Below are 24,287 nucleotides of genomic sequence, written 5' to 3'. Positions count from 1 at the left end.
TAAATGACTAAAGGATTTTGGATTTCAGTAAAAAAATACTCCTCACTCCGCATTCTAAACTCTTCACTCATTTATTCTGTTCTCAAACTTTTAACTGGATTCATTAAGGCTGATTTGATGGCTTGGTATCCAACAGTTAGCAAGGCAATTCCCAAAGCTAAAGCACCTGCTACTACAAAATACCACCATTCAATGGTTATTCTACTCGCAAAATCTTGTAGCCATTGTTGCATAAAATAATAGGCAATCGGACAAGCAATGACGATAGCGATAAATACAAGTATCAAAAAATCTTTTGATAACAATTGTACAATACTCAATACGGATGCACCCAAGATTTTACGAATACCAATTTCTTTGGTACGCGATTCTACTGTGAAAGTAGCTAATCCAAAAAGACCCATACAGGCAATGAAAATAGCCCACACAGAAGCTGTGGTGAACAAGGTGCTGTATTGGCTCTCGGTTTCATACTGCTTATTGAAATTGTCATCCATAAAGAAAAACTCAAATGGATTGCCCGAAAAATGACTTTTGAATATGTTTTCTAAAGTAGCTACCTTTGAGGTCATATTTTCTCCAGACAATTTTACCGTTAAATACGAAGAATTATTCTGAGGGTAAAAAATCATCGGATCGATAGCTGTTTGTAAGCTTTTATGATGATAGTCTTTCACTACTCCAATCACTTCAAGGTAACGTTCGTCCCATTTGATTTTAGCGTTTACAGCCTCTGTCGCCGACTTAAAGCCTAGTTGTTCAATTGCTTTTTCGTTCAAAAGTACTTTGCTATTATCACTCCAATCAACATCACATTCTTTAGCAGTAAAATTGCGTCCAGCCTTTAAAGGAATCTGATAAGTTTTTAAAAAGTTATTGCCGATGATGACAAATGAATAGGCCTTCTGTTCATCACCTGCTTTTGATTTTGCTGAAGTGAAACCAACTGTCGTAAAATTATACCAGTTACTAGGTACGCTTCCGCTTGTGCAATAGTCTGTCACAAAGCTTTGTTGGGCAATATCGGTTTCAAAGGCACTTACACGGCTTTTATAAGTACTATCTTTACCAATTTCTGGGCCTTTTATGACTAACAATTGCTTGATATTCATACCTAAATCTTGGTTTTGCATGTGTTTCAATTGACTGAAAACAATAATCGTAACAATGATTAAGGCAATGGAAATACTGAATTGTGTCACTACCAATGATTTCCTCAAGAATATTCCCTTGGTCGATTTGTGTAGTTTGCCTTTGAGCGTTTCTATCAATTTAAAATTAGCCAGACCAAAAGCAGTATAAACACCCGAACCAATAGACCCTATCACTAACAAACCTAAGCCTATTATCCAAAGCGAGGAGGAGAGGAGTGTTGTTAAAGAAAGTTCTTTCTGAATTGTCTGATTGAAAAAGGGTTGTAATAAAGTAACCAGAAATATAGCCCCCACGAATGCAAACAAATTAACTAACATCGATTCCCCTAAAAATTGAAGTACTAGGTTGCTTCTAGTAGCACCGATTACTTTTCGTACGCCTACTTCGTTAGCTCTTTTTAGGGCATTGGCTGTGCTAAGGTTGATATAGTTGAACCATGCTATCACCAAAATAAGGAACGCTATTCCACTAAGGATAAATACATACTTTACATTACCATAGTGTTGATAAGTGTCTGAAAAACTACTGGCTAAATGTATTTCAGAAAAGGGTTGAAGTCTGAAATTAGTAGCATCGTTTTCTTTACTCAATTCTTTTCTAAGGGTGTTTAATTTACCTTCAAGTGCCAAGTAATTGGTTTTTTCATTAAGCAAAAAGTACGTATCAATGTACTGTGAGTCTAAATTTTCAATACTTGCCCAATCATTACCATTTAAATTAGCTGGATTTTTTAGGGTTTCTAAAGAAAGTACTAAATCTAACTTTATATCCGAATTATCGCCCATGTCAGCAAAGACGCCTTTTACGACATAATCTTTTTTGCCAAATTGGTTATATAAAGTAAGTGTTTGCCCGATAGGGTCTGCTTTATCAAAGTACTTTTTAGCAGCCGACTCAGCCATGAAAATTACATCAGGTTTGTTTAATTCACTAGCCGAACCTTTGAGAAGAGGAAAGCTAAAAAAGGAAAAGAAATTGCCTTCGGCATAACCCATTTTTTTCTCTCTAAACGAAACATTTTTTGATTCATTTTTTACAATGCCTTGTGCTACTCCATCGGCTACTCTGCAATATTCTTTAATTTCTGGAAGGCGCTCTTTGGCTTTGGTTGCCCAGCCTGGTTCTACTTGCGCCCATGTTTCGCCTTTATTATTCTGGTTCAGTAGGCGATACATATTAGGTAAATTAGCATGAAATTGGTTCACGCTTCTTTCCAAGCTTACATATTCTAAAATCAACAAAAAGGCAGAAATTCCTAAAGCCAACCCCGCAATATTAATGAATGAGTAAACCTTGTTTCTGAACAAGACTCTCAAAGCTATTTTAAGATGATTTTTAAACATGAGTTATGACTTTAAGATTTTAGACACTAGATTTTAGACTTTAGTATTTGTGATTTTAGGATTTTTAGAATTTAGGACTAAAATATTTTGGATTTCGGTGAAAAATTACTCCTCAATCCATTCATTCTGCTCGTAAACTCTTTACAGGATTCATCAAGGCTGCTTTGATAGACTGGTAGCTTACCGAAATCAAGGCGATGATGATTGAAGCAATGGCTGCCAAAGCAAAAATCCACCAACTGATGTCTACTCGATAAGCAAAATCTTGTAGCCATTTATTCATTGCCCAATAGGCAATTGGCGAGGCTATTACAATGCCTAGGATGACCAACTTCAAGAAGTCTTTTGATAATAACTTCACAATCTGGCTTACTGATGCGCCTAATACTTTTCTGATACCGATTTCTTTCGTGCGTTGTTGGGTCGTAAAGGCTACTAAGCCGAATAAACCCATGCATGAAATCAGGATAGCAATGCCTGTAGCAGTATTTAATATTTTCGCAAAGCGTTCTTCTTTTTCATAGAATTTGGCAATGCTTTCATCAAAGAAAGTAGGACTAAATTCTTCATAGCTATTTGGATATACTTCCTTATAAGCCTTTTGTATTTTGGCTAATACAGCCTTGAAATCAGCAGACGATTGTCCTTTACTACGCACTTTCACGTTGAAGGCCGTTTCATATTTATTCTCCGACATCATGTATAAGGGCTGAATAGCCTTGTGCAAGGGTTGTAAATGAAAATCAGCTACTACTCCTACGATTGGTAAATTGATATCGCCCTTTCCTCCTGAATAAATCAAAAATTGACCAATGGCTTGTTCAGGATTATTGAAGCCCAACGCTTTTGCATAGCTTTCGTTAATCACAAATTCTTTGGCGGTATCGCTAGTAGTAAGATTTCTTCCTGCAACGATTTTCAAGCCATACATTGGGATATAATTGGCATCAACAGAGCGTCTGTGAACATCTAGCTTAACTTCTTTTTTCCCATTTCTATAGGTAACCCTGTTGGTAGAGTATCCATTTTTGGCTGGTTTATCACCGAGACTAACCATTTCTACTTCAGGAATTTGTTTTAGCTTTTGAATCAATACATTCTTCTTGTTACTTTCTGTATCGTGCCAATCGCTATAAAAATTAATGATAGCATCTTTCTTAAAGCCTAAGTCTTTATTAATCATAAACCTAGATTGCGTAGCGACGATGATTGTGCCTAAAATAAAAACTTGCGATGCCGTAAACTGAAACGTAATCAATGCTTTGCGGAGGAATGCCGTACGGCTTTGACCATTCACTACCTGATTTTTTAAAGATGATACAGGTTGATAGGATGAAATAATCCAAGCAGGGTATAAGCCCGATAAAACACAGGTTACGACAGTAATGAGTATTAAAAAAGCAATAGTGTTTGGGTCTAAAATATTAAAATGCAGTTCTTTAGGAACGAAATCTTCAAATATCCAAAGGATGGGTTCTACAAACAAAACAGACAGCAATACCGCTAAGGTAGTGATGATGAGTGTCTCGCATAGAAACTGTATAATCAAGCTTTTACGATTGCTACCCAACACTTTGCGTACCCCAATTTCTTTTACACGTGTGATAGATTGGGCTGTGGCTAAATTGACAAAATTGATAGCGGCAATCAATAGTAAAAATACTGCGATACCTAGCAAGGCGTAAAGTGTTGGTAAATGTACTTGACGGGAAAAATTATCACCGAATTCAGCATTGAAATGTATATCTGATAAAGCCTGTAAACTAAGGGTACGACCAATATTCCATTCGTCTTTTTGATCAAGATGCTTTTTTAGGAAAGTCGGAAACTTGGCATTGATATTTCCTGCTGTGGTATTCTGACTAAGTTTTACAAAGGCCATTGAACTAGAATTTGTATTGGTCCATTCGTCCAATTGAAATTCCTTTCTCCAGTTTTTTGTCTCGATGCTTTTAAAGGAAATAAAAACTTTAAATTTAAAATCAGAATTATCAGGCAATTCTTTTACAATCCCTGTTACGGTTGTAACCAAAGAGTCATTAAAGTATAATTGCTTCCCTAAAACCTGTTGTAAAGGAATTTTACCAAAATATTTTTCGGCTTCATTTTTTGTTAATATTACCTCATTAGGTGTTTGAAGAGCCGTTTTTTGATTACCTTCTAACCATTCGTAATTAAAAATGTTAAAGTATTGGGGCTGACAAATTAATATTTCAGCATTATTGCTTTTCCATGTTTTAGGCAAATTTTTATTGTCGTTTTTATCGTTTGGTACTGTTACTTTAGACTCCCAAACATGACAAGCCGTTAGGTATTCAATGCCTGGTACTTCCTGTAAGATAGATTCAGGCATAGGGGCAGATAAACCTGCATTAAAGAAGGACTTGCCATCTTGATTTTTAAATCCAGAGGTAATTCTGTAAATCCGTTCACGGTCGGGGTGAAAGTTTTCAAAACTCAATTCAAAGCTTACCAACAGGTAAATCACCAAGCACGCACTTACGCCAATAGCTAAGCCCAGAATATTAACCAAGGAATAGAGCTTGTTTCTAAACAAGATTCTCAAAGCGATTTTTAAGTAACTGTTGAACATAATTTTTAGACTTTAAGATTTTAGAAATAAGACAAAAGACTTTAGGGTTTACGATTTTTAAGATAGTAGCATTGATGACTTTAGGACTAAAAGACTAAAGCGTTTTGAGCTTAGGTAAAAAAAATCCCTCACTCCGCATTCAAAACTCCAAACTTCATTTATTCAGTTCTCAGGCTTTTTACGGGATTCATCAAGGCTGATTTTGTGGCTTCATAACTCACCGTTATTGTTGCAAAAAGTAGTGTAACAAAGAATGAAACCACAAAAATGTCAATGTTGATATTAATTCTATAAGCAAAATTCTGTAACCATTGATTCGCCGATAGCCATGCAACAGGCGAGGCTATCAAAAAGGCAATGATGACCAGTTTTGCAAACTCTTTACCGAATAGCCATAATATTTGTGGGACAGAGGCTCCTAAAACTTTTCGGATACCAATTTCTTTCGTTTTAGTTTCTGCCATAAATGCTACCAAGCCATATAAACCCAAGCAACCAATAAAAATAACAAGCAAAGCAAAGACATTCAGGAGTTTAGAAATCATGGTTTCTTGCTCGTAAAACTTCGCTATTCTTTCATCCATGAATGAAAACTCGAATACATTTTCAGGATAAACACTTTGCCAAATAGCTTTAATTTTATCAATTTTATCACTCGTCACTTGTCCACTTAGTTTTACGCCAGCAAACTGAAAGCTATTCTTTTGCATACCAATCACCAAGGGTTCGATTTTCTCATGAAACGAGCGTTGATGAAAGCTCCTGACAACACCTACGATGGGTGCTTTTATGCCAAATTCTCCCACTTCTATTTCTTTCCCTATTACTTCGTTTACATCTTTAATACCAAGTCGGGCTACTAGTTCTTCATTGATTAAAAATTCGCGGATGGTATCACTTCCGATAATGTTTCTACCAGCTATCAGGTTAATACCAAAGGTTGATAGGAAATTAGTATCTGCAAGCTTAGAGCGAGCTGGGAAGGCTTCCCAATCTCTACCCGCATACCTTATAGAACCTCCATAACCACTATTATCCGCAGGCGGACGAAAGCAAAAACTAACATTTTTTACATCAGGGTCTTGGCGAAGTTTATTCAATAACACATCTGTTTGGTAATGTCTTTCTCCAAAAACAGGAATGATTAAAAGTGCTTCTTTGTTGAACCCTAGGTCTGCATTTTTGAAAAAATCCATTTGTTGAAAAACTACAAATGTGCCGATGATTAATAATTGTGAAAGGGTAAATTGAACGACAACTAAGCTTCTCCTTATGGGAAAACCTGCAATTTGTTGATTGGTATTGTTACCCTTCAAAGCCTTGGTAACATTAAAACCTGATAATACAAAGGCTGGATAAAAGCCAGATAATAAAATAACTAATATGAAAAGTAAAGCCAAAAAACTAACTAATTGGTAGTCAATAGTAAATGTAAGATTCGTATGTGTCCATTCATTTAAAACGGGTAAGAATTGTTGTGTAAGTGCAATGGCTAAAACCAAAGATGAACTAACAATTAAGGCTATTTCGGCAATGAATTGCCAAAATAGGTGGCTACGTTTACTGCCAAGTAGTTTTCGGATACCTACTTCCTTATTTCTTTTTAAGGCTTGGGCTGTCGCCAAATTCACAAAGTTGATACAAGCTGTGATAACCAAAAACAAGCCAATGATTACTAAAGTCCAAATGGTTTCTATCCTGATAATGCCTCTATACAACGGATTAAAGTGAATATCACTCAAAGGTTGAAGATAGTGCTTAAAAACGTTGGCATCTGCGCCATGATATTTTTTAGAAAACGCTATCATTTTACGGTCAAAATCAGCGGAAGCAACATTGTTTTTTAACAAAACAAAAACTTCTTTATTGGAATCTATCCATCCCCAATCTTCAATATTCTGCTTTGGTTCTATGGTTTTAAATGACTCCATAGAGATAAACATATCCATTTTATTATCCGTATTTTCTGGATAATCGTTTACAACACCAGCTACTTTCAGGGTGAATTTATTATTAAGCTGAACGATTTTACCCATTGGATTTTCATCCCCAAAGTATTTTTTCGCTAGTTTTTTAGTCAGAACAACAGTGTTAGGTTCATTCATTACCAATGGGTTACCAGCAATCCATTGGTAATCGAAAATATCAAACCAATTTTTATCAGTATAAGCAATGCCTGTTTTTTCTAAGTAACGATCTATCTGAGTTGTACTTTTAGGAATACCAACGGTATAAGACATATTTTTGGCGATAAATGATGCCTTTTGTACTTCTGGTATATCATTCTGAATGGCTTTTACCATTGGGTAGGGGCTACCATTACCGTGTTCGAGATGGTCTTTACTGAATTGTAAATCACTTACTACCCTATAAATATTATCAAAGTTTTTATGGTACCCATCAACACTTAAATTGAATTTTACAAACACAAAAATCAATAAACCTCCTGTTAAACCAAGCGATAATCCCACGACATTAATTAGGGTATAATTTTTATGTCTTAGCAATGTCCTGAGGGCTATTTTAAGATGATTCTTTAGCATGACTTTTGAGGTTTTAAGATTAATGACTTTAGGACTAAAAGACTAAAAAAATTTGGGTTTCGGTAAAAAATACTCCTCATTCCTAACTCTGCATTCCTAACTCTGCATTCCTAACTCAAAACTCTACACTCCCTTTATTCTGTTCTCAGACTTTTAACTGGATTGGCAGAGGCTGCTTTAATGGCTTGGTAACTTACTGTCGCCAATGTTATCACCAAGGCTCCTAAGCCAGACAGTCCGAAAATCCACCATGAAATATCTGTGCGATAATTATATTTCTCAATCCAGTTGTTCATAAAGAAATATGAAATAGGGCTAGCTATCAAGATGGAAATCATCACCAAAACCACAAAGTCTTTAGATAACAATTGCCATAAATTAAATACAGAAGCTCCTAATACTTTTCTGACACCAATTTCTTTCGTCCGTTGTTCTGCGGTGAAAGATGCCAAGCCAAAAATCCCTAAGCAACTAATGAAAATAGCAAGAATAGCAAAGAAGGTAGCCAACTTTCCAATGCGTTCTTCATTACCGAATTTCCTAGCGTATTGGTCATCCACAAATTTGTATTCAAAAGGTGCCGCAGGATTATATTTTCTAAATACCGTTTCTATTTTACTCAATGCTTCTCTTGAGCTTGAGTTAGGATTAATTTTCAGAATGATTACATTTTCCTGATCTTTTGAGATGTGGAATAACGATGGTCTAACAGGCTGATAAGGCGACTGAACCACCATATCTTTAATGACGCCCACTATTTTAAATGGTTTGCCATTCCATTTCAAGGTTGTGCCAATTGGATTTTTCAATCCTATAAATTTCACAGCCGCTTGGTTTAGTACAAATGCCAAAGAGTCAGTAGCATATTCTCTGGAGAAATCTCTACCATCCACAAATTGCCATCCAATTGTTTTCCCATATTCATAGGTTACACCATTATTAGGAAAATCAACCGCTAGATTTGGGTCTTTCCCTTCCCATTCAAAACCGCCATTTGTGTTCCATACTTCAGTAGTAGGGCTTCCAGATTCTGTCATTTCAACAATGGCCCCCGAACTTTTTAGTTCACTACGGACAGTCTCAAAATGGTCATGAATATCAGGCGTTGCCATATTCATAATAATTAGTCCGTCGCGATTATAACCAATTGGGCGATTTTTAGCATGTTCTATTTGTCGAAATACGATAATGGTTCCGATAATTAAAGTAACAGAGACAGTAAACTGAATAACTACTAATACTTTACGAGGAATGGTAGCATAGCGACCTACCTTGAAAGTTCCTTTTAATACTTTTACAGGTTGGAAAGAAGATAAATAGAGGGCTGGATAACTACCTGCAATCAAGCCTGTGATTAAAGTAAAGAAGATACCTGTCAACCAGAAAAAAGGGTTAGTCCACAAAATATTCATCTTTTTGTCGGCCACTTCGTTAAAGAACGGCAAAAATAGCTGTACCAAAAGTATCGATAACCCAAATGCAAAAGCTACCACTAATAATGATTCGCTAAGAAATTGTGCAATCAACTGTGCACGAGCTGAACCGATAGCCTTACGGACACCTACTTCTTTGGCTCTTTTTTCTGAACGGGCAGTACTCAAATTCATGAAATTGATACACGCCAACAATAATACAAAGATGCCTATAATGCCAAATAGCCAAACGAACTGTATTCTTCCACCAATATTTACCCCATTTTTAAAGTCTGAATACAAATGCCAGTTGCTCATCGGTTGTAGAAAAACCTCAGGTTTGTATCGTTTTTCTTCTTTACCAAGGTTATTGAATTTTACATTGATGATTTTCTTTGAAACCTTATCGAAATCTGCATTATCTGCCAATTCAGCAAACGTCTGTGTAAAATTACTTCCCCAAGGATTATCCATCTTTTTAATCCAATCGTTGGTAATCAAGTATAACTCCCACGGTAAAATATAACTCATGTCTCTAAAGCTTGAATTATAAGGCAGGTCTTCATAAACCCCCGTCACTTTTACACTTGTTTTATTATCAATCTTCATCAATTTTTCCATCGGGTCTGTATCGCCAAAGTATGCTTTTGCGACAGACTCAGATAGCAGTATTGAATAAGGTTCTTTCAATCCTTCTCTGGTACCTTTCAACATTTTCAGCGTAAGCATCTCCGTTACTTTTGGTTCAAAGTAGTTGCCACTTTTAGTGAGCTTCTTTTCTCCAAAAGTCAAGATATGGTCCGACGTCCATGACGACTGTAACACATATTTAAAATCACTTCCATAATGACTACGAATCTCTTCAGCCATCACCGCAGGGTTAGATTCCTGAGTAGCTTTTTCGCCATTATAAATATTATGTTGCATTACTTGAGCGATACGGTCGTAATGCTCATGATATTTATCATAAGAAAGTTCGTCCCAAATCCAAAGCCCAATGAGCATGGCAACGGCCATCCCTGTTGCCAAACCTGCAATGTTGATAAAAGAATAAACCTTGTGTCTAAGCAAAGTCCTTAATGCGATTTTTAAATAATTTTTTAGCATGATTTTCAAAATTTAGTTTTCTGAGGTGATTAAAATGTTTTAAATAGATTCAGCGTTAAATATGTCATTTTGGGGTTGGAATTTTATCAGCGTAAATCTGCGGTATTTATCTGCTATATCTGCGGGTAAAAAAACTCTACACTGCTCAAAACTCCTCACTCAAAACTCAAAATCATTCTGTCTTTAAAGTCTTTACAGGATTCATCAAAGCCGCTTTAATTGCCTGAATACTCACCGTTAATATGGCAACCAATAATGCCAATGCACCAGCTACAGCAAAAATCCACCAAGAGATTTCGGTTCTATAAGCAAAGCCTTGCAGCCAGTTGCTAGATACATACCAAGCAAGTGGTGCGGATATTAAAAACGCTAATAACACCAGTTTCAAAAAGTCTTTTGAAAGAAGGTTTACAAGGCTTAGTACAGACGCTCCCAATACTTTTCTGATGCCGATTTCCTTCGTGCGCTGTTCTGCTATAAAAGCCGCTAACCCAAAAAGTCCAAGGCTTGAAATAAAGATAGCCAAGAAAGCAAACAGACTAGATAAAGTACTTACTACTTGCTCGCTTCTGTATTGTTTGGCGTATTCTTCGTCGGTGAAATAATAAGTAAATGGATATTCAGGATTTAGTTTTTTGCATAATACTTCCAATTGTGCAATGGCTTCTGATGTTTTGCCCGCTTCCACCCGAACAATGATGTTTCCTTGCTTGTATCTATCGCTTAGGTAAGTAATCATGGGTCTGATAGGTGTGTGTAAAGATTGAAAGTGAAAATCTTTCACCACCCCAATAATTCTACCTTTTGCTCTGCCCCAAGTAACTGACTCGCCAACAGGATTTTTAAAACCCATTGCTTTTTGTGCCGTTTCGTTGATTATAAAGCCTAATGAATCTGATGCAAAATCTTTTGAGTATTCTCTGCCTGCTATCACTTGAAGATTCATCGTTTTGGCAAAATCGTAGCCAACACCCACTGGCGTAAACCTTATTTTATCATTAGGATTACTGCCTGGCCAACTGATAGCCTCTGTGCCATCCCCAATACCTGCTGGATTGGCAGTCATGTGAGACATATATTTGATGCTCGATAGATGCGATATTTCTTCTTTTAGAATATTATATTTCTTATTCAGATTGCCCTCCACAGGAAAATAGAGCAAGTTTTCACGGTTAAAGCCTAAGTTTTTGTGTTGGATATAATCTATTTGGCGATAGATTACAATCATGCCTATCACCAAAATGATAGAAAGTGAGAATTGAAAAACAACCAAGCCTTGTCTTAACCAAGTAGATGCTGAGTCGAATTTCAACGTACCTTTTAATACTTTAATAGGGTTGAGAGACGACAGGAAGAATGCTGGATAACTACCAGCTACAATACCCGTGATAAAAGTCAGCCCTATTAATAAACTCCAGAATGAAATTTCATTGATAGGTAAAACGATTTCTTTGCCAGTAAGACTATTGAAAGAAGGTAATAATAGCGTAACGAGTAATATAGCAATAGTAATCGCAAAAATAGTAAGCAACATAGCCTCGCCGATAAATTGCTTGATTAGCGCAGTACGAACAGCCCCCACTACTTTACGAACGCCAACTTCTTTGGCTCTTTTTGCTGAACGTGCCGTTGCCAAGTTCATGAAATTGATACAGGCAATTAATAGAATAAACACTGCCACAATGCTAAATAAACGGACGTATTCAATGCGTCCACCTTCCATTTCAGCATTTTTGAAATTGCTATTCAAATAGTATTCATGAAAAGGCTGCATGGCCAATTCGGTTTTATCTAAACCCTTTCTATATTTATCTAGTACATGCTTAATCTTATTGGCTACTAGCGTAGGATTAGCATCTGGTCGAATCATAAAAAAAGTCAGTGGGTCTGTACTGCCCCAATCTTTGGCCCATTCATTATCAATAACGTAAGCATCCCAGCTACGTAAACAATCAAACTTCAAGGTGCTATTTTTCGGTAGGTTTTCAAAAACAGCCGTAATAACTAAATCGTTGCGATTATCATAACGGATTGTTTTGCCAATAGCTGCTTCTGGACTACCAAAAAAGATTTCAGCCATTTTTCTCGAAATAGCAAGGCTATTAAGGTCTTTTAATGCAGACGCTGGACTTCCTTGTAATAGTTTGAAGCTAAACATTTTAAAAAAGTCTGCTCCAGCTACGTTGGTTTCTTGTTTATTCACTTTGTCGCCCACCATAAATGTTTGGCTACTAGGCCAAGAAAAAGCGGTTGACATTTGTATTTCAGGAACTACTCTTTTTAATTCTTCTGCTAATGGTCCGGGTGTCCAGATTACTCCTTGCGTTTTTCCACTAAAAAATTCCTTCATGTAAATTCTATACAATTGGTTTTTATTAGCATGAAAAGCATCAACACTTCGTTCATCTTGAACCCAAAGCATAATCATTAGGCTACAAGTCATGCCAAGGGCTAATCCAAGAATATTAATCACTGAAAAAACCTTGTTTCTCAGCAAATTACGGAATGCGATTTTTAGATAATTATTGAACATGATTTTTGTGACTTTAGGATTTTAAGATTATGGACTTTAGGATGCTGGACTTTATGACTTTAGGATTTTTGTTAGAGAATTACAAAACATCTAATGACACTCCATTTATTCTGTTCTTAAGCTTTTTACTGGATTCATCAAGGCAGACTTAATTGATTGAAAACTGACGGTCAACAAAGTGATTAGTAATGCTCCAAGACCAGTTACAGCAAATATCCACCAAGAAATGTTTGTGTGATAAGCATAATTTTGAATCCAATTATTCATAAAATAATAGGAGAGAGGTGTGGCAATTAAAAAGGCAAGTAATACTAATACCACAAAATCTTTTGATAGCAATTGCCATAAATTAAAGACGGTAGCACCCAACACTTTTCTGATACCAATTTCTTTGGTACGCTGTTCGGCTACAAATGAGGCCAAACCAAAAAGTCCTAAACATGAAATAAATATGGCAAGAATAGCAAAGAAGGTAGCTAGTTTACTGATACGTTCTTCATTATCGAATTTTTTGGCATATTCTTCATCTACGAAATTATAGTCAAAGGGTTGTGAAGGATTATACTTTTTAAAGACAGATTCAATTCTACTTAAAGCAACAGTCGCACTTATTTCAGGATTTATTTTAGCAAGAATATACGCTACATCATCCTTTGTAAAGGTATAAACAGTAGGTTTTACTGGTTCATAAGGCGATTGTATGATTACATCTTTTACTACTCCAATTACCGTAAAAGGTTGTTGAAACCACGAGATAGTTTTACCAATTGGTTGTGCTAAGCCCATTAATTTAACAGCCGACTCATTCAAAATCAATGCTGTAGAGTCTGATGAAAAGCTTTTGGAAAAATCCCGCCCTTCTTTCATTTGCCAACCTATGGTTTTACCATAATCGTACGAAATACCAATGTTTGGAATTTCTGCTAGTATATTGGGGTCTTTTCCGGGCCAATTAAACTCAGTACTAGATGACCAATTTTCGGTAGTAGGAGCAGACGTTTCACAAAGACTAATAACTGCTCCTGTTTTTAATAATTCGTCTTTTACGACATCAAAGTGTTTATGAATTTCATTAATCGCTTGTGGTAAAGACACCAATCCATTTGTTTCATAACCAATAGGTCTATTTTTAGCATATTGTATTTGTCGAAAAATTACGATTGTACCAATAATTAAAGTGATTGATACCGTAAACTGCATTACTACCAACACTTTGCGTGGCATAGATGCAAAACGACCTACTCTGAAAGAACCTTTCAGTACTTTAACGGGCTGAAATGATGATAAATAAAAGGCTGGATAAGTACCCGCTATTAGTCCTGTAAATAAGCTAAAACTTATACCTGCTAACCAAAATAAAGGGTTTGTCCAGAGGATATTGATATTTTTATCAGCCAATTCATTGAAGAATGGCAAGCATAATTGTACTAAAAACAAACATAGAATAAATGCTAAGGTAACTACTAAAAAAGATTCACTAAAAAACTGTGAAATCAATTGGCTACGGGCAGAACCAATCGCTTTACGAACGCCTACTTCTTTGGCTCTTTTTTCACTTCTGGCAGTACTTAAATTCATGAAATTGATACACGCCAAAAGCAATACAAATATGCCAATGATACCGAAAAGCCAAACATATTGAATGCGTCCACCAATGTTAAAGCCGTCTTTAAACTCAGAATATAAGTGCCATTTGCTCATTGGTTGTAGAAATAGCGTTGGTTTTAATTTAGCTAGTTCTGCATTTACCTTTTTTAGTTTTGCGTCTTTTATCCTAAAAGATACTTTATCGAAATCAGCCTTATCTGCAATTTGAACGTAAATCTGGAATGCATTGGCTCTCCAAGGGTCATACATTGTTTTAACCCATGTGTAGCGATTGTAAAATAATTTGTATGGAGCAATAAATGAAACCGAATGAAAACTAGAATTACTAGGAAAGTCTTCGTAAACACCAGTAACTTTTACAGCATACTGGTTATCCATTTTAATAATTTTATTGATTGGGTCAGTATTACCAAAAAGAGCTTTTGCTACTGATGCTGATAACATAATAGAATAAGGGTCATTCAAACCCTTACGGGATCCTTTCAGTATATTTACCCCAAGCATTTCAATGCCTTCAGGTTCAAAATAATTACCTATTTTCAGAAACTTATTATTCCCATAGCTTAAAACATTCCAAACATCGCTTTCACAAAGCACCACATGCTTAAAGTCACTACCATAGGTTTTCCTAAGTTCTTCTGCCAAAGGATATGGCACGCTTTCTCTGGTTTGTACTTCCCCATTATTGCTGATGTGTTGCATCACTTTAGCAATGCGGTCATGGTTTTTATGATATGTATCAAAGCTCAGTTCATCCCACATCCAAAGCCCAATCAGCATCGCGACCGCCATACCAACTGCTAGTCCACCAATATTAATGAACGAATAAACCTTGTTGCGAGTAAGGTTTCGGAAGGCTATTGTTAGATAATTTCTGAACATGGTTTTCAAAGTTTTAGGTTGGTAATATCATTGAAAGATGCTGAAAGTTTTATGATTTAGATATAGCGTTTTTACCCGCAGATTTTCAGAGATTTTTTTCGCAGATTTTCACAGATACTATTTGTCAGCGAAAATCAGCGATATTAATCTGCAATATCAGCGGGTAAAACTTAAAGCGCTATATTATTCTACTCTGTTCTTAAACTCTTCACAGGGTTTGCCGAAGCGGCTTTTACAGCTTGATAGCTCACGGTTAATAGTGTGATTACCAATGCACCCAAGCCTGAAATTCCAAAAATCCACCATGAAATATCTGAACGATATTCATAGTTTTTCAACCATCCATCCATGAAATAATAAGCAATTGGGGTAGCTATTAAGAATGAAATCATCACCAAAATCACGAAGTCTTTAGAAAGTAATTGCCATAAATTGAATATTGAAGCACCCAATACTTTTCGTACGCCAATCTCCTTAGTGCGTTGTTCTGCCGTAAATGAAGCTAAACCAAATATGCCTAAACAACTGATAAAGATGGCTAAACAAGCAAAGAAAGTCGCTAATTTACCGATGCGTTCTTCGCTGCTGAATTTCTTTGCATATTGTTCGTCAGCAAATTTGTAATCAAACGGACTACCTGGATTATATCTTCTGAATACTTCACCTACCTTGTCTAATGAGGCTGTTGCACTCATTTTAGGGTTTAGCTTGACATTGAAAAAGTTAGCCCACTCGTAATTAATAAAGAAAATGGCTGGCCTGATAGGTTCATAAGGCGATTCCATCACCATATTTTTAACCACACCTGTTATTCTATAATTTTTATCGTTCCATTTGATATTTTTCCCAACAGGTTCTTTAAAACCAATGAATTTCGCTGCTGCTTCATTCAAAACCATTGCAGAGGTGTCTGTAGCGAAATTTCTTGAAAAATCCCGCCCTTCTACAAACTGCCAACCTACTGTTTTACCATAGTCGTGCGAGACAGCAATGATACCAAAAAGTGCTTGAAGATTAGGGTCTTTTTTCTCCCAGTCAAAACCTATCTGATTAGAATATACGCCAGTGGTCGGACTTGACGATTGAGCCATTTCGTAAACAGCACCTGTTTTTAATAAATCGTTCCTTAAAGCATCATAATGTCCTACTAATTCAGGGGTATTAATATTGATAGCAATCAATCCATCGCGACTATAACCAACTGGTCGATTTTTAGCATGTTGAATTTGGCGATAAACAACAATGGTTCCGATGATTAAAGTAACTGAAACGGTGAATTGAATAACAACTAATACTTTACGAGGAATTGCTGCAAAACGACCAACACGGAAAGTTCCTTTTAAAACATGAATAGGATCAAAAGATGATAAATAAAATGCTGGGTAACTTCCTGAAACTAACCCTGTAATCAGTGAAAATGAAATACTGATTATCCAGAAATATGGATTCCCCCAAAGGATGTTCATTTTTTTATCTGATAACTCATTGAACCAAGGAAGCGTAAGTTGTACTAAAATAATAGTAAGGATAAAAGCAAAAACAACAATCAATAATGACTCACTTAAGAACTGAGTAATTAACTGCGAACGTGCTGACCCAATAGCTTTACGCACCCCAACTTCTTTAGCACGTTTTTCTGAACGAGCGGTACTCAAATTCATGAAATTGATACAAGCCAATAAAAGTACAAAGACACCAATAATACCAAACAACCACACAAACTGAATGCGTCCACCTACAATTTTACCATCTTTGAATTCTGAATATAAGTGCCATTTACTTAATGGATGCAAGAAAACCATTGGCTTAGCTGCATCTTGCTTGTCGTGATTAAACTTCACATATTTAATTTTAGCAGAAACTTTATCGAAATCAGCCTGTGGATTCAACTCCGCAAATGTTTGAAACGAATTATTATTCCATTGATCTTGTGAATTTCTTACCCATTCGGCTGTAGCCAAGTATAAACTCCAAGGCAATAAAAAGGTAACGTCGTTCATAGTCGTATTATGAGGTAGGTCTTCATAAACGCCTGTTACTTTTACATCGGTCTTATTATCAATCTTAACTACTTTATTGATAGGGTCTGTATTACCAAACAAAGCAATCGCTACTGATTCCGAAAGAAGTATATTATAAGGGTCTTTCAAGCCCTGCTGTGTACCTTTCAACATTTTCAAGGTAAACATCTCAGGGAATTTTGGTTCTACAAAATTCCCTGTTTTGGTGAATTTCTTATCACCAACAGCAATAACGTGCTCAAAAGTCCAAGATGACAATACCACATTTTTGAAATCGCCAGCATATTTAGCTCTTAACTCAGGAGCTAAAGGCAAAGGCATTGCTGTTTGCGAGCCCGTCACGCCGTTCCAAGTTTGGTTTTGCATTACTTGTGCTAGGCGGTCGTATTTTTCATGGTATTTATTAAAAGAAATTTCATCATAAATCCACAGACCAATCAACATCGCTACTGCCATCCCTACAGAAAGCCCAATGATATTAATGGCAGAATATGCTTTGTTTCTCAACAAAGTTCTTAAAGCTATTTTTAAATAATTTTGTAACATAGTTTTAGGGATTGATGACTAAAGGATTTGGGGTTTTGAATTTCGGTAAAAAAATACGCTTCACGCTGCATTCAAAACTCCCAATTCAAACTATTCTGTTCTTAAACTTTTTACAGGATTAGCCAATGATGCACGAATAGAGCGGTAGCCGACTGTAATGCTGGCAATTAAAATGGTAGTGCCTATTGAAAGTAAGAATATACCTGCGCCTATGCTAATTCTGTATTCATAGTTTTGTAACCAACCGTTCATTATCCACCAAGCTGCTGGGGCAGCGATGACAAATGCGATGATGATTAGCTGTGCGAATTCTTTTCCGAATAGTGCCAAGATATTTCCAACACTTGCGCCTAATACTTTTCTGATACCGATTTCTTTGGTTTTCTGAGTAGCCATGAATGATACCAATCCGTAAAGCCCTAAACAACCAATTAGGATAGCCACTAAAGCAAAGAAATTAATCAGTTTGCCCATTGTTTCTTCTTCCTGATAGGCTCTTTGAATGGCTTCATCTACAAATTGATTATCAAAATAACTTTCTGGATATACCTGATTAAAGGCTTTTTCTAAAGATTTAACTACTTTCTGATAATTTGCCGAACGTAACTTTAAATTGGCAAAGTAAAAATTAGTAGCATCAGTAGTCATATAGAGTGGGTCAATGGTATTTGCCAACGATTGTTGGTGAAAATCTTTTACTACTCCTACTATATCTACGTTTTTACCTCGTGCTGTAATCTTCTTACCGATAATTTGGGCAGGGTCTTTAATCCCTAATTTCTTTACAAAGGCTTCGTTGACAATTACTTCTCTGACAGAGTCGGCAGGGTAGAGGTTTCGGCCTGCTACTAGCTTGATGCCATATAAGTCCAAATAGTTGGCATCTACGCCTTTAGCGTGTGTACTCCATTTTTCACTTTCTGGACGATTATCAAATTTTAGACTTGTACTACTTACCCAACCAGATTGTGGAGGACCAGACATTGAAAAACTTACTTTCTCAACATCAGGAATAGCCGAAATCAAGTTTTTAAAGGTGTTCATTTTTACAATATCTTGTGTAGGCACAAAAGGAAGTTGAACCGTCATGATTGCATCCTTTTTGAAGCCCAAGTCAGTATTCTGGAAATAAGATAGCTGACTAGTAACTACAGCCATTCCAATGATTAGCATTTGCGAAATGGCAAATTGAACTACTACCAAACTTCTTCTTACTGAAAAACCTCCAACTTGTTGTGTAGAAATTTTCCCTTTTAAAGCCATTACTGGCTGGAAACCCGCTAATACCAAAGCTGGATAAGCACCAGAAAGTAGAATTACGGCTATTACTATACCAACGATATAAAGAATGACTGAGGGATCGAAATAGAAAGTAAATCTAAATGCACCATCTAAATATTCACGTGCTATTTTCTCGCCAAATTGGAATAATATCAAAGAGATAGCTAATGCTGTAATAGTAATCATGGCGGTTTCTGCCATAAATTGCCAGAACAATTGTGATTTAGAACTACCCAAAACTTTACGAACGCCTACCTCTTTTGAGCGTTTCAGTGCCTGAGCAGTCGCTAGATTAACGAAATTGATACTTGCTGTGATGATTAAGAAAATACCAATGGCAAAAAGCGATAAGATTAAATTTTTGTTTACACCACCATATTCTTCTGAAAAGTGAATTTCTTTGAGTGGTTGCATCTGATAACGTATTGTTTTTACCTCATCTGGTCTGTATTTCTTTACGAAATTCAGCATTTGCTTATCCCAGTTGGCTTTAGTGAACTTGTCATTCAGCGAAACAACACAGCGAGTACTACTATTAGTACTGCCAAAGTCATCGTTGATTGAACCATAAAATTCTTTCAAACTAGCATAGGATGTCATTACTTGATAAGCAAAATCGGTGTTGTCTTTATAGTCTTTAAAAACACCAACGATTTTTAGATTCAAGCGACCATCATTTTTAATGATTTTGCCAATGACATCAGTTGTTCCGAAATACTTGATAGCATTTTTCTCACTGATTACCACAGTATTAGGGTTTTTCAACTCTTCACTACCGCCAGCAATCCATTCATAGTCAAAAATCTTAAAGAAAGAAGGCTCAACGAATGCTCCTTCTTCGGTTTCTTTAAATTTTTTATCTATGCCATTTCCAGAGGGAACTGCCACAAAATAACCCCCTTGTATTTCTGTCATCGAAAGGTTTTCGATTTCTGGATAAGAAGCTAAAACAGCCTTCCCGAATGGATACGGAATACCCGGTGTATGGAAGTTCTCCCCACCTTCACTTGATATAAATTCACTTACAATTCTGTAAGTATTTGCGTATTTACTGTGATGTTTATCTATATTAAAATGGTAGCGAACTAAGGCGAAAATCAACATTGCACAGGTAAGCCCTAAAGACAAACCCGCAATGTTGATAAAAGCATAACTTTTGTTTCTCAAAAGATTGCGAAAAGCTATTTTTATATAATTTTTTAGCATGGTTTTAAAGGTTTTTGCAATTAATATTTAGTGAGTTGTGAATGAGTGAATTAGTGATTAAATAATGGTGAAATCACTCATTCACAATTCACTAAATCACTCAATTAGGTTATCCCAAAATATTCTCCATTACAACTTTACCATCTAACAAACGTATGATTCTGTGCGCATAACGAGCATCGTGTTCAGAGTGCGTTACCATGATGACAGTCGTGCCAGCTTCGTTCAATTCAGTTAATAACTGCATTACTTCATTACCGTTGGTAGAATCCAAGTTACCTGTAGGTTCATCGGCTAATATTAATTTTGGTGTATTTACAACGGCACGTGCTACGGCACAACGCTGTTGCTGACCACCCGACAATTGTTGTGGAAAGTGGTTCCTACGGTGCATAATTTGTACTTTTTCTAATACTGCTTCTACTTTTTGTTTGCGTTCGGCGGCATCCACACCCAAGTATAAAAGCGGTAATTCTACATTTTCATACACTGTTAGTTCGTCAATCAAGTTGAAAGACTGGAACACGAAACCAATATTACGCTTGCGGAGGTCAGCACGGCGGCGCTCGTTGAAATGAATGATTTCTTCTCCATTGAACATAAAGCTACCTTTCTCGGCATCGTCCAACATACCAATGATATTTAATAAAGTGGATTTACCACAACCCGAAGGGCCCATGATGGCTACAAATTCACCTTTCTTTACTTCTAATGAAAGTTTATTTAAAGCAACCGTTTCGATGTCTTCAGTACGGTAAATCTTTTCTAAGTCTGTAATTTTTAACATTGTCTTTTTTGGTTTATCGTTGTTTATGAACCCTCAGTGATGAGAATATATTAGAATAGTATCAAGTAAATAAGTAACCAAAACAAAAGATTTTCCATGATGTTTAAGCTTGGTTGAAATATTAGTAATTATTATTTTATCTCCTTCTTTATAACCAACTCCTGCATATCCCCATAGTTTTCATAACTAGATGTTACTACTTTATCACCTGGTTTTAAGCCTTCCAAAACTTCATAGTATTCAGGATTTTGACGACCCAATTGGATATCTACTTTATACGCTTTTTCTCCGTTTTCACCCACTTTGAAAATCCAGTTTCCGCCAGTTTGTTGATAGAATCCACCTTTTGCTAATAAAACAGCCTGCGTTTGGTCGCTCAATGATAAACGTACTTGTAAAGTTTGTCCACGACGTATATCGCTTGGTGGTGTTCCTATAAATTCCATATCCACTTGAAAACGTCCATTGGTTACTTGTGAATAAACTTTCTTAACGCGTAGCTTATACGTTTTGTCTGAAATTGTAAACTCGCCTGTTAAACCAATGAATACTCTTGAAATGTAGTGTTCATCAATATCAGCACGTACTTTAAAACCGCTCAACACATCGATTTGTCCTAACCTTACACCACGTACTTTGTTTTCACCAACCTCCGCATTTCTTGAAGTAAGCTGACCAGCCACAGGAGCTTTTACTACTAAATCAGAAGCTTTCTTACGCATCAACTTCAACGTTTCTTGCGTACGAGCCACCGTCTCTTTCATTTGTGTTAATTGCGTTGCCGTTGTGATTGAATCTTGTTTTAACGTTTTTTCAATCAAAGCTTTACGGCGAAGATTATAGTTATAAAGGTTTAGAGATGATTTATAATCTTGTTCAGAAATTACTTTCTCTTTATGTAAACGGTTGTTCAAATCATATACTCTTTTAGCTTCTAACAATGCATTATCAATATCGGCTAAATTAGCTTGCTGACGAATGGTGTTTTCACGAGCCAAATTTTGAGTGTACTGCATTTGAGTAATCAACTGAAAAACAGAAGTTTCACGATTGGCAAGGTCTAGCTCAAGGTCTGTGTTAGATAGTTTTAATAAAGGCTGGTCTTTTTTCACAATAGCACCATCTTCCACAAAAAGTTCTTCTACTCTACCACCCTCACTAGCATCCAAATAGATAGTTTGAATAGGTAAAACAATACCATTGATAGGAATAATCTCTTGGAAGCTTCCTTTGCTTACTTCCGAAATCATAATTTTGCCTTCATCCACATTCAATTTACTTTTACCTGTGGTATTGAAATAACTTGCTGCAATCAGGCCAACTATTGCCACGCCCCCTACCCAAGGAAGAATGCGTTTTGCCGACCATTTGTTTTTTTCGATTACTCTATCCATTGTATTGAAATTAATTAATAAGATTAGATGTGTTTCATCATTTAATCATTCTGTTTGAACAATTTATTGAGAAGATAATGCCAAATATGTAAATTATTGATAATGAGAACATTGTGTTGTGTTTTTGTTGAAAAGTGTTCGGAAATGATACACTTTTTGTTCGGAAATGAACAAAGGATAAGAAGGGGAATATAGTTTTAAAAATGAGAAGGATTCTCATGATTAACCAATTAAGAGAGGGAGTATTTAGTGAAAATGATATGCGATGTTTTTTAACAATAAAAAAATCAGCTTTTGAATTAAGAACATGGTGTTATTCTTAACTCAAAAGCTGATTCAAAAGCTTTATTTTATGAAATATCTTATTTTTTTATCAAGGTAAAATTGTTTTTCACTGCTATTTTCTCAGCAATTTTTTCCCATACTAATTTAGGAACATCTATTTTGTAATCAACTAAAGCAATTTCAAAATTTGAATCTACTGTAATACCTTCTTTTCCAACTGTTAGTTTTCCAGTAATGGTTTTTTCTTTGGTTACTCCATGAATCATCATGAAACCCTTTACCGATACGTCATAGCTGCCCTCTTTTGTGAAATCTATCTTCTCTGCGATTTTACCTTTGAATGTTGCCGCAGGAAATTTCTCAGATTCTAAATAGTTTTCGTTAAAGTGTTCTTCCATTAACCTGTTCGGAAATTTGAATTGATTAATGTTCATTCTGACAGCAATATCGTTGGTAGTCGTGTTTAAAATAGATGAAACAGCACTGTTTACTGCTGAAATATCTTCTAAAGGCGTTTTAGAGAAAAAGCTGGTTTTGCCTGTTTGCGTATAAAATAACTGTGCGTAACTCGCTTGACTTATCAACAAAGCACCAATAAATGTAAGGAAGTGATTTTTCATATTAATTCTTTTTTTTGTTTGATTTTCCATCAAAACTAAATGTTCTGGAAATATTGAACCCATAAAAAATATCAGCATTACTCCACTGTCCTAGGGTTTGTGCAATAAAGTGGCGTTCAATCATTCCTCTAGAATTTGTGAAATGTAGCTGGAAAACGTGTCCGCCTGTTTCAATGTCAAAACCGATGGCTAAAGAATTGTGGTATTTGCTAGAAACACTGCTGTTGCCATGGTCGGTGAGGTAATATTCAGCATTTAAACTAAGCCTTTTAGAAAGTTTATATCTTCCTCCAAAACCTAATGACAACACTTCGCTTTTCATGTCTGCAACCTCCGTTTTATTGAAATGAATAATGGTAGGCATGACTTGTAATGATAGTTTTTCGCTGAATTTACGGGCAATTAGTATTTGTCCACAGTATGTCTGACGATCAAGGTTATCATTAAACTTAAGCGTTGACCCTGACGGAAGTGTATAACCCGTAATCATAGTATTGGTAGCACCACTTAGGTAACCTGTAACTGTAACTGGGACATGGTTAGACTGGCGAATAGCTTTATACTTTAGATAATAATCATACGTTTTTTCTTGTGAACTTCTACCTAAACCAATAGTTAGGTTATCACTTAAACCATATTCTAATCCCAATCTGATACGTGCTTCGTCTAATCCGAAAAAATTATCAATGAAACCAGAATTTACAGCTCCAAATCTATGAGAGATCCAAAAATTAAGATGATTTTTACTAACAGTTTCAATAGTTTGTCCATTGATTAAACGCGTAGCCTTAAATGTGGCGGTAGTGTATTCCGTTTGCTTCTCACTTTGCTTATTAAGCATATCCATTAAGTCATCCTGACAAAAGCTTTGGAAACTCAATAGGAAACTGAATACTAATAGATATTTTTTCATAATTTTGATTTTTTTTAAACGAAATGGCTTTCAATACTTCATGAAGCCATTCCGTAGT

Annotated in this window: 12 protein-coding genes; all 12 read right to left on the bottom strand. The window is 35.9% G+C overall.

The window, feature by feature from the left end:
- Positions 1-71: 71 nt before the first annotated feature.
- The 12 genes from J2Y60_RS18730 to J2Y60_RS18675 all read right to left on the bottom strand — a co-directional run bounded on the left by J2Y60_RS18730 (position 72) and on the right by J2Y60_RS18675 (position 24,229).
- Positions 72-2,498 carry an ABC transporter permease gene (locus tag J2Y60_RS18730; RefSeq protein WP_309922397.1) on the bottom strand — a complete coding sequence of 809 codons (2,427 nt, stop codon included), beginning with the start codon at positions 2,496-2,498 and terminating at the stop codon, positions 72-74.
- Between the two features lie 121 nt (positions 2,499-2,619).
- Positions 2,620-5,091 (bottom strand): ABC transporter permease, encoded by a 2,472-nt coding sequence (locus tag J2Y60_RS18725; protein WP_309922395.1) that lies wholly within the window; start codon positions 5,089-5,091, stop codon positions 2,620-2,622.
- Positions 5,092-5,249: 158 nt separating this feature from the next.
- On the bottom strand, positions 5,250-7,634 hold the full coding sequence (locus tag J2Y60_RS18720) for an FtsX-like permease family protein (protein ID WP_309922393.1): 2,385 nt from the start codon (positions 7,632-7,634) through the stop codon (positions 5,250-5,252).
- A gap of 134 nt (positions 7,635-7,768) precedes the next feature.
- Entirely contained in the window at positions 7,769-10,153 is a 2,385-nt protein-coding gene (locus tag J2Y60_RS18715) for an ABC transporter permease (RefSeq protein WP_309922390.1), read from the bottom strand.
- A gap of 172 nt (positions 10,154-10,325) precedes the next feature.
- Entirely contained in the window at positions 10,326-12,686 is a 2,361-nt protein-coding gene (locus J2Y60_RS18710) for an ABC transporter permease (protein WP_309922387.1), read from the bottom strand.
- Positions 12,687-12,791: 105 nt separating this feature from the next.
- Positions 12,792-15,176, bottom strand: a complete 2,385-nt coding sequence (locus tag J2Y60_RS18705; protein WP_309922384.1) for an ABC transporter permease — start codon at positions 15,174-15,176, stop codon at positions 12,792-12,794.
- 188 nt (positions 15,177-15,364) lie between these two features.
- Positions 15,365-17,743, bottom strand: a complete 2,379-nt coding sequence (locus J2Y60_RS18700; RefSeq protein ID WP_309922381.1) for an ABC transporter permease — start codon at positions 17,741-17,743, stop codon at positions 15,365-15,367.
- A gap of 90 nt (positions 17,744-17,833) precedes the next feature.
- Positions 17,834-20,230 (bottom strand): ABC transporter permease, encoded by a 2,397-nt coding sequence (locus J2Y60_RS18695; protein WP_309922378.1) that lies wholly within the window; start codon positions 20,228-20,230, stop codon positions 17,834-17,836.
- Between the two features lie 109 nt (positions 20,231-20,339).
- On the bottom strand, positions 20,340-21,017 hold the full coding sequence (locus J2Y60_RS18690) for an ABC transporter ATP-binding protein (protein WP_309922375.1): 678 nt from the start codon (positions 21,015-21,017) through the stop codon (positions 20,340-20,342).
- A 131-nt stretch (positions 21,018-21,148) separates the two neighbouring features.
- Positions 21,149-22,411: an HlyD family efflux transporter periplasmic adaptor subunit gene (locus J2Y60_RS18685; protein WP_309922372.1), complete on the bottom strand. Its 1,263-nt coding sequence runs from the start codon at positions 22,409-22,411 to the stop codon at positions 21,149-21,151.
- A gap of 362 nt (positions 22,412-22,773) precedes the next feature.
- Entirely contained in the window at positions 22,774-23,316 is a 543-nt protein-coding gene (locus J2Y60_RS18680) for a YceI family protein (RefSeq protein ID WP_309922369.1), read from the bottom strand.
- Between the two features lies 1 nt (position 23,317).
- Positions 23,318-24,229 (bottom strand): DUF5777 family beta-barrel protein, encoded by a 912-nt coding sequence (locus J2Y60_RS18675; protein WP_309922365.1) that lies wholly within the window; start codon positions 24,227-24,229, stop codon positions 23,318-23,320.
- Positions 24,230-24,287: the final 58 nt, after the last annotated feature.

This window comes from Arcicella sp. BE140 (genome assembly GCF_031456255.1).
GTDB classification, from domain to species: domain Bacteria; phylum Bacteroidota; class Bacteroidia; order Cytophagales; family Spirosomataceae; genus Arcicella; species Arcicella aquatica.
The sequence above is the reverse complement of the archived record's forward strand: the minus strand, read 5'-3'. Positions and strand labels throughout refer to the sequence as shown.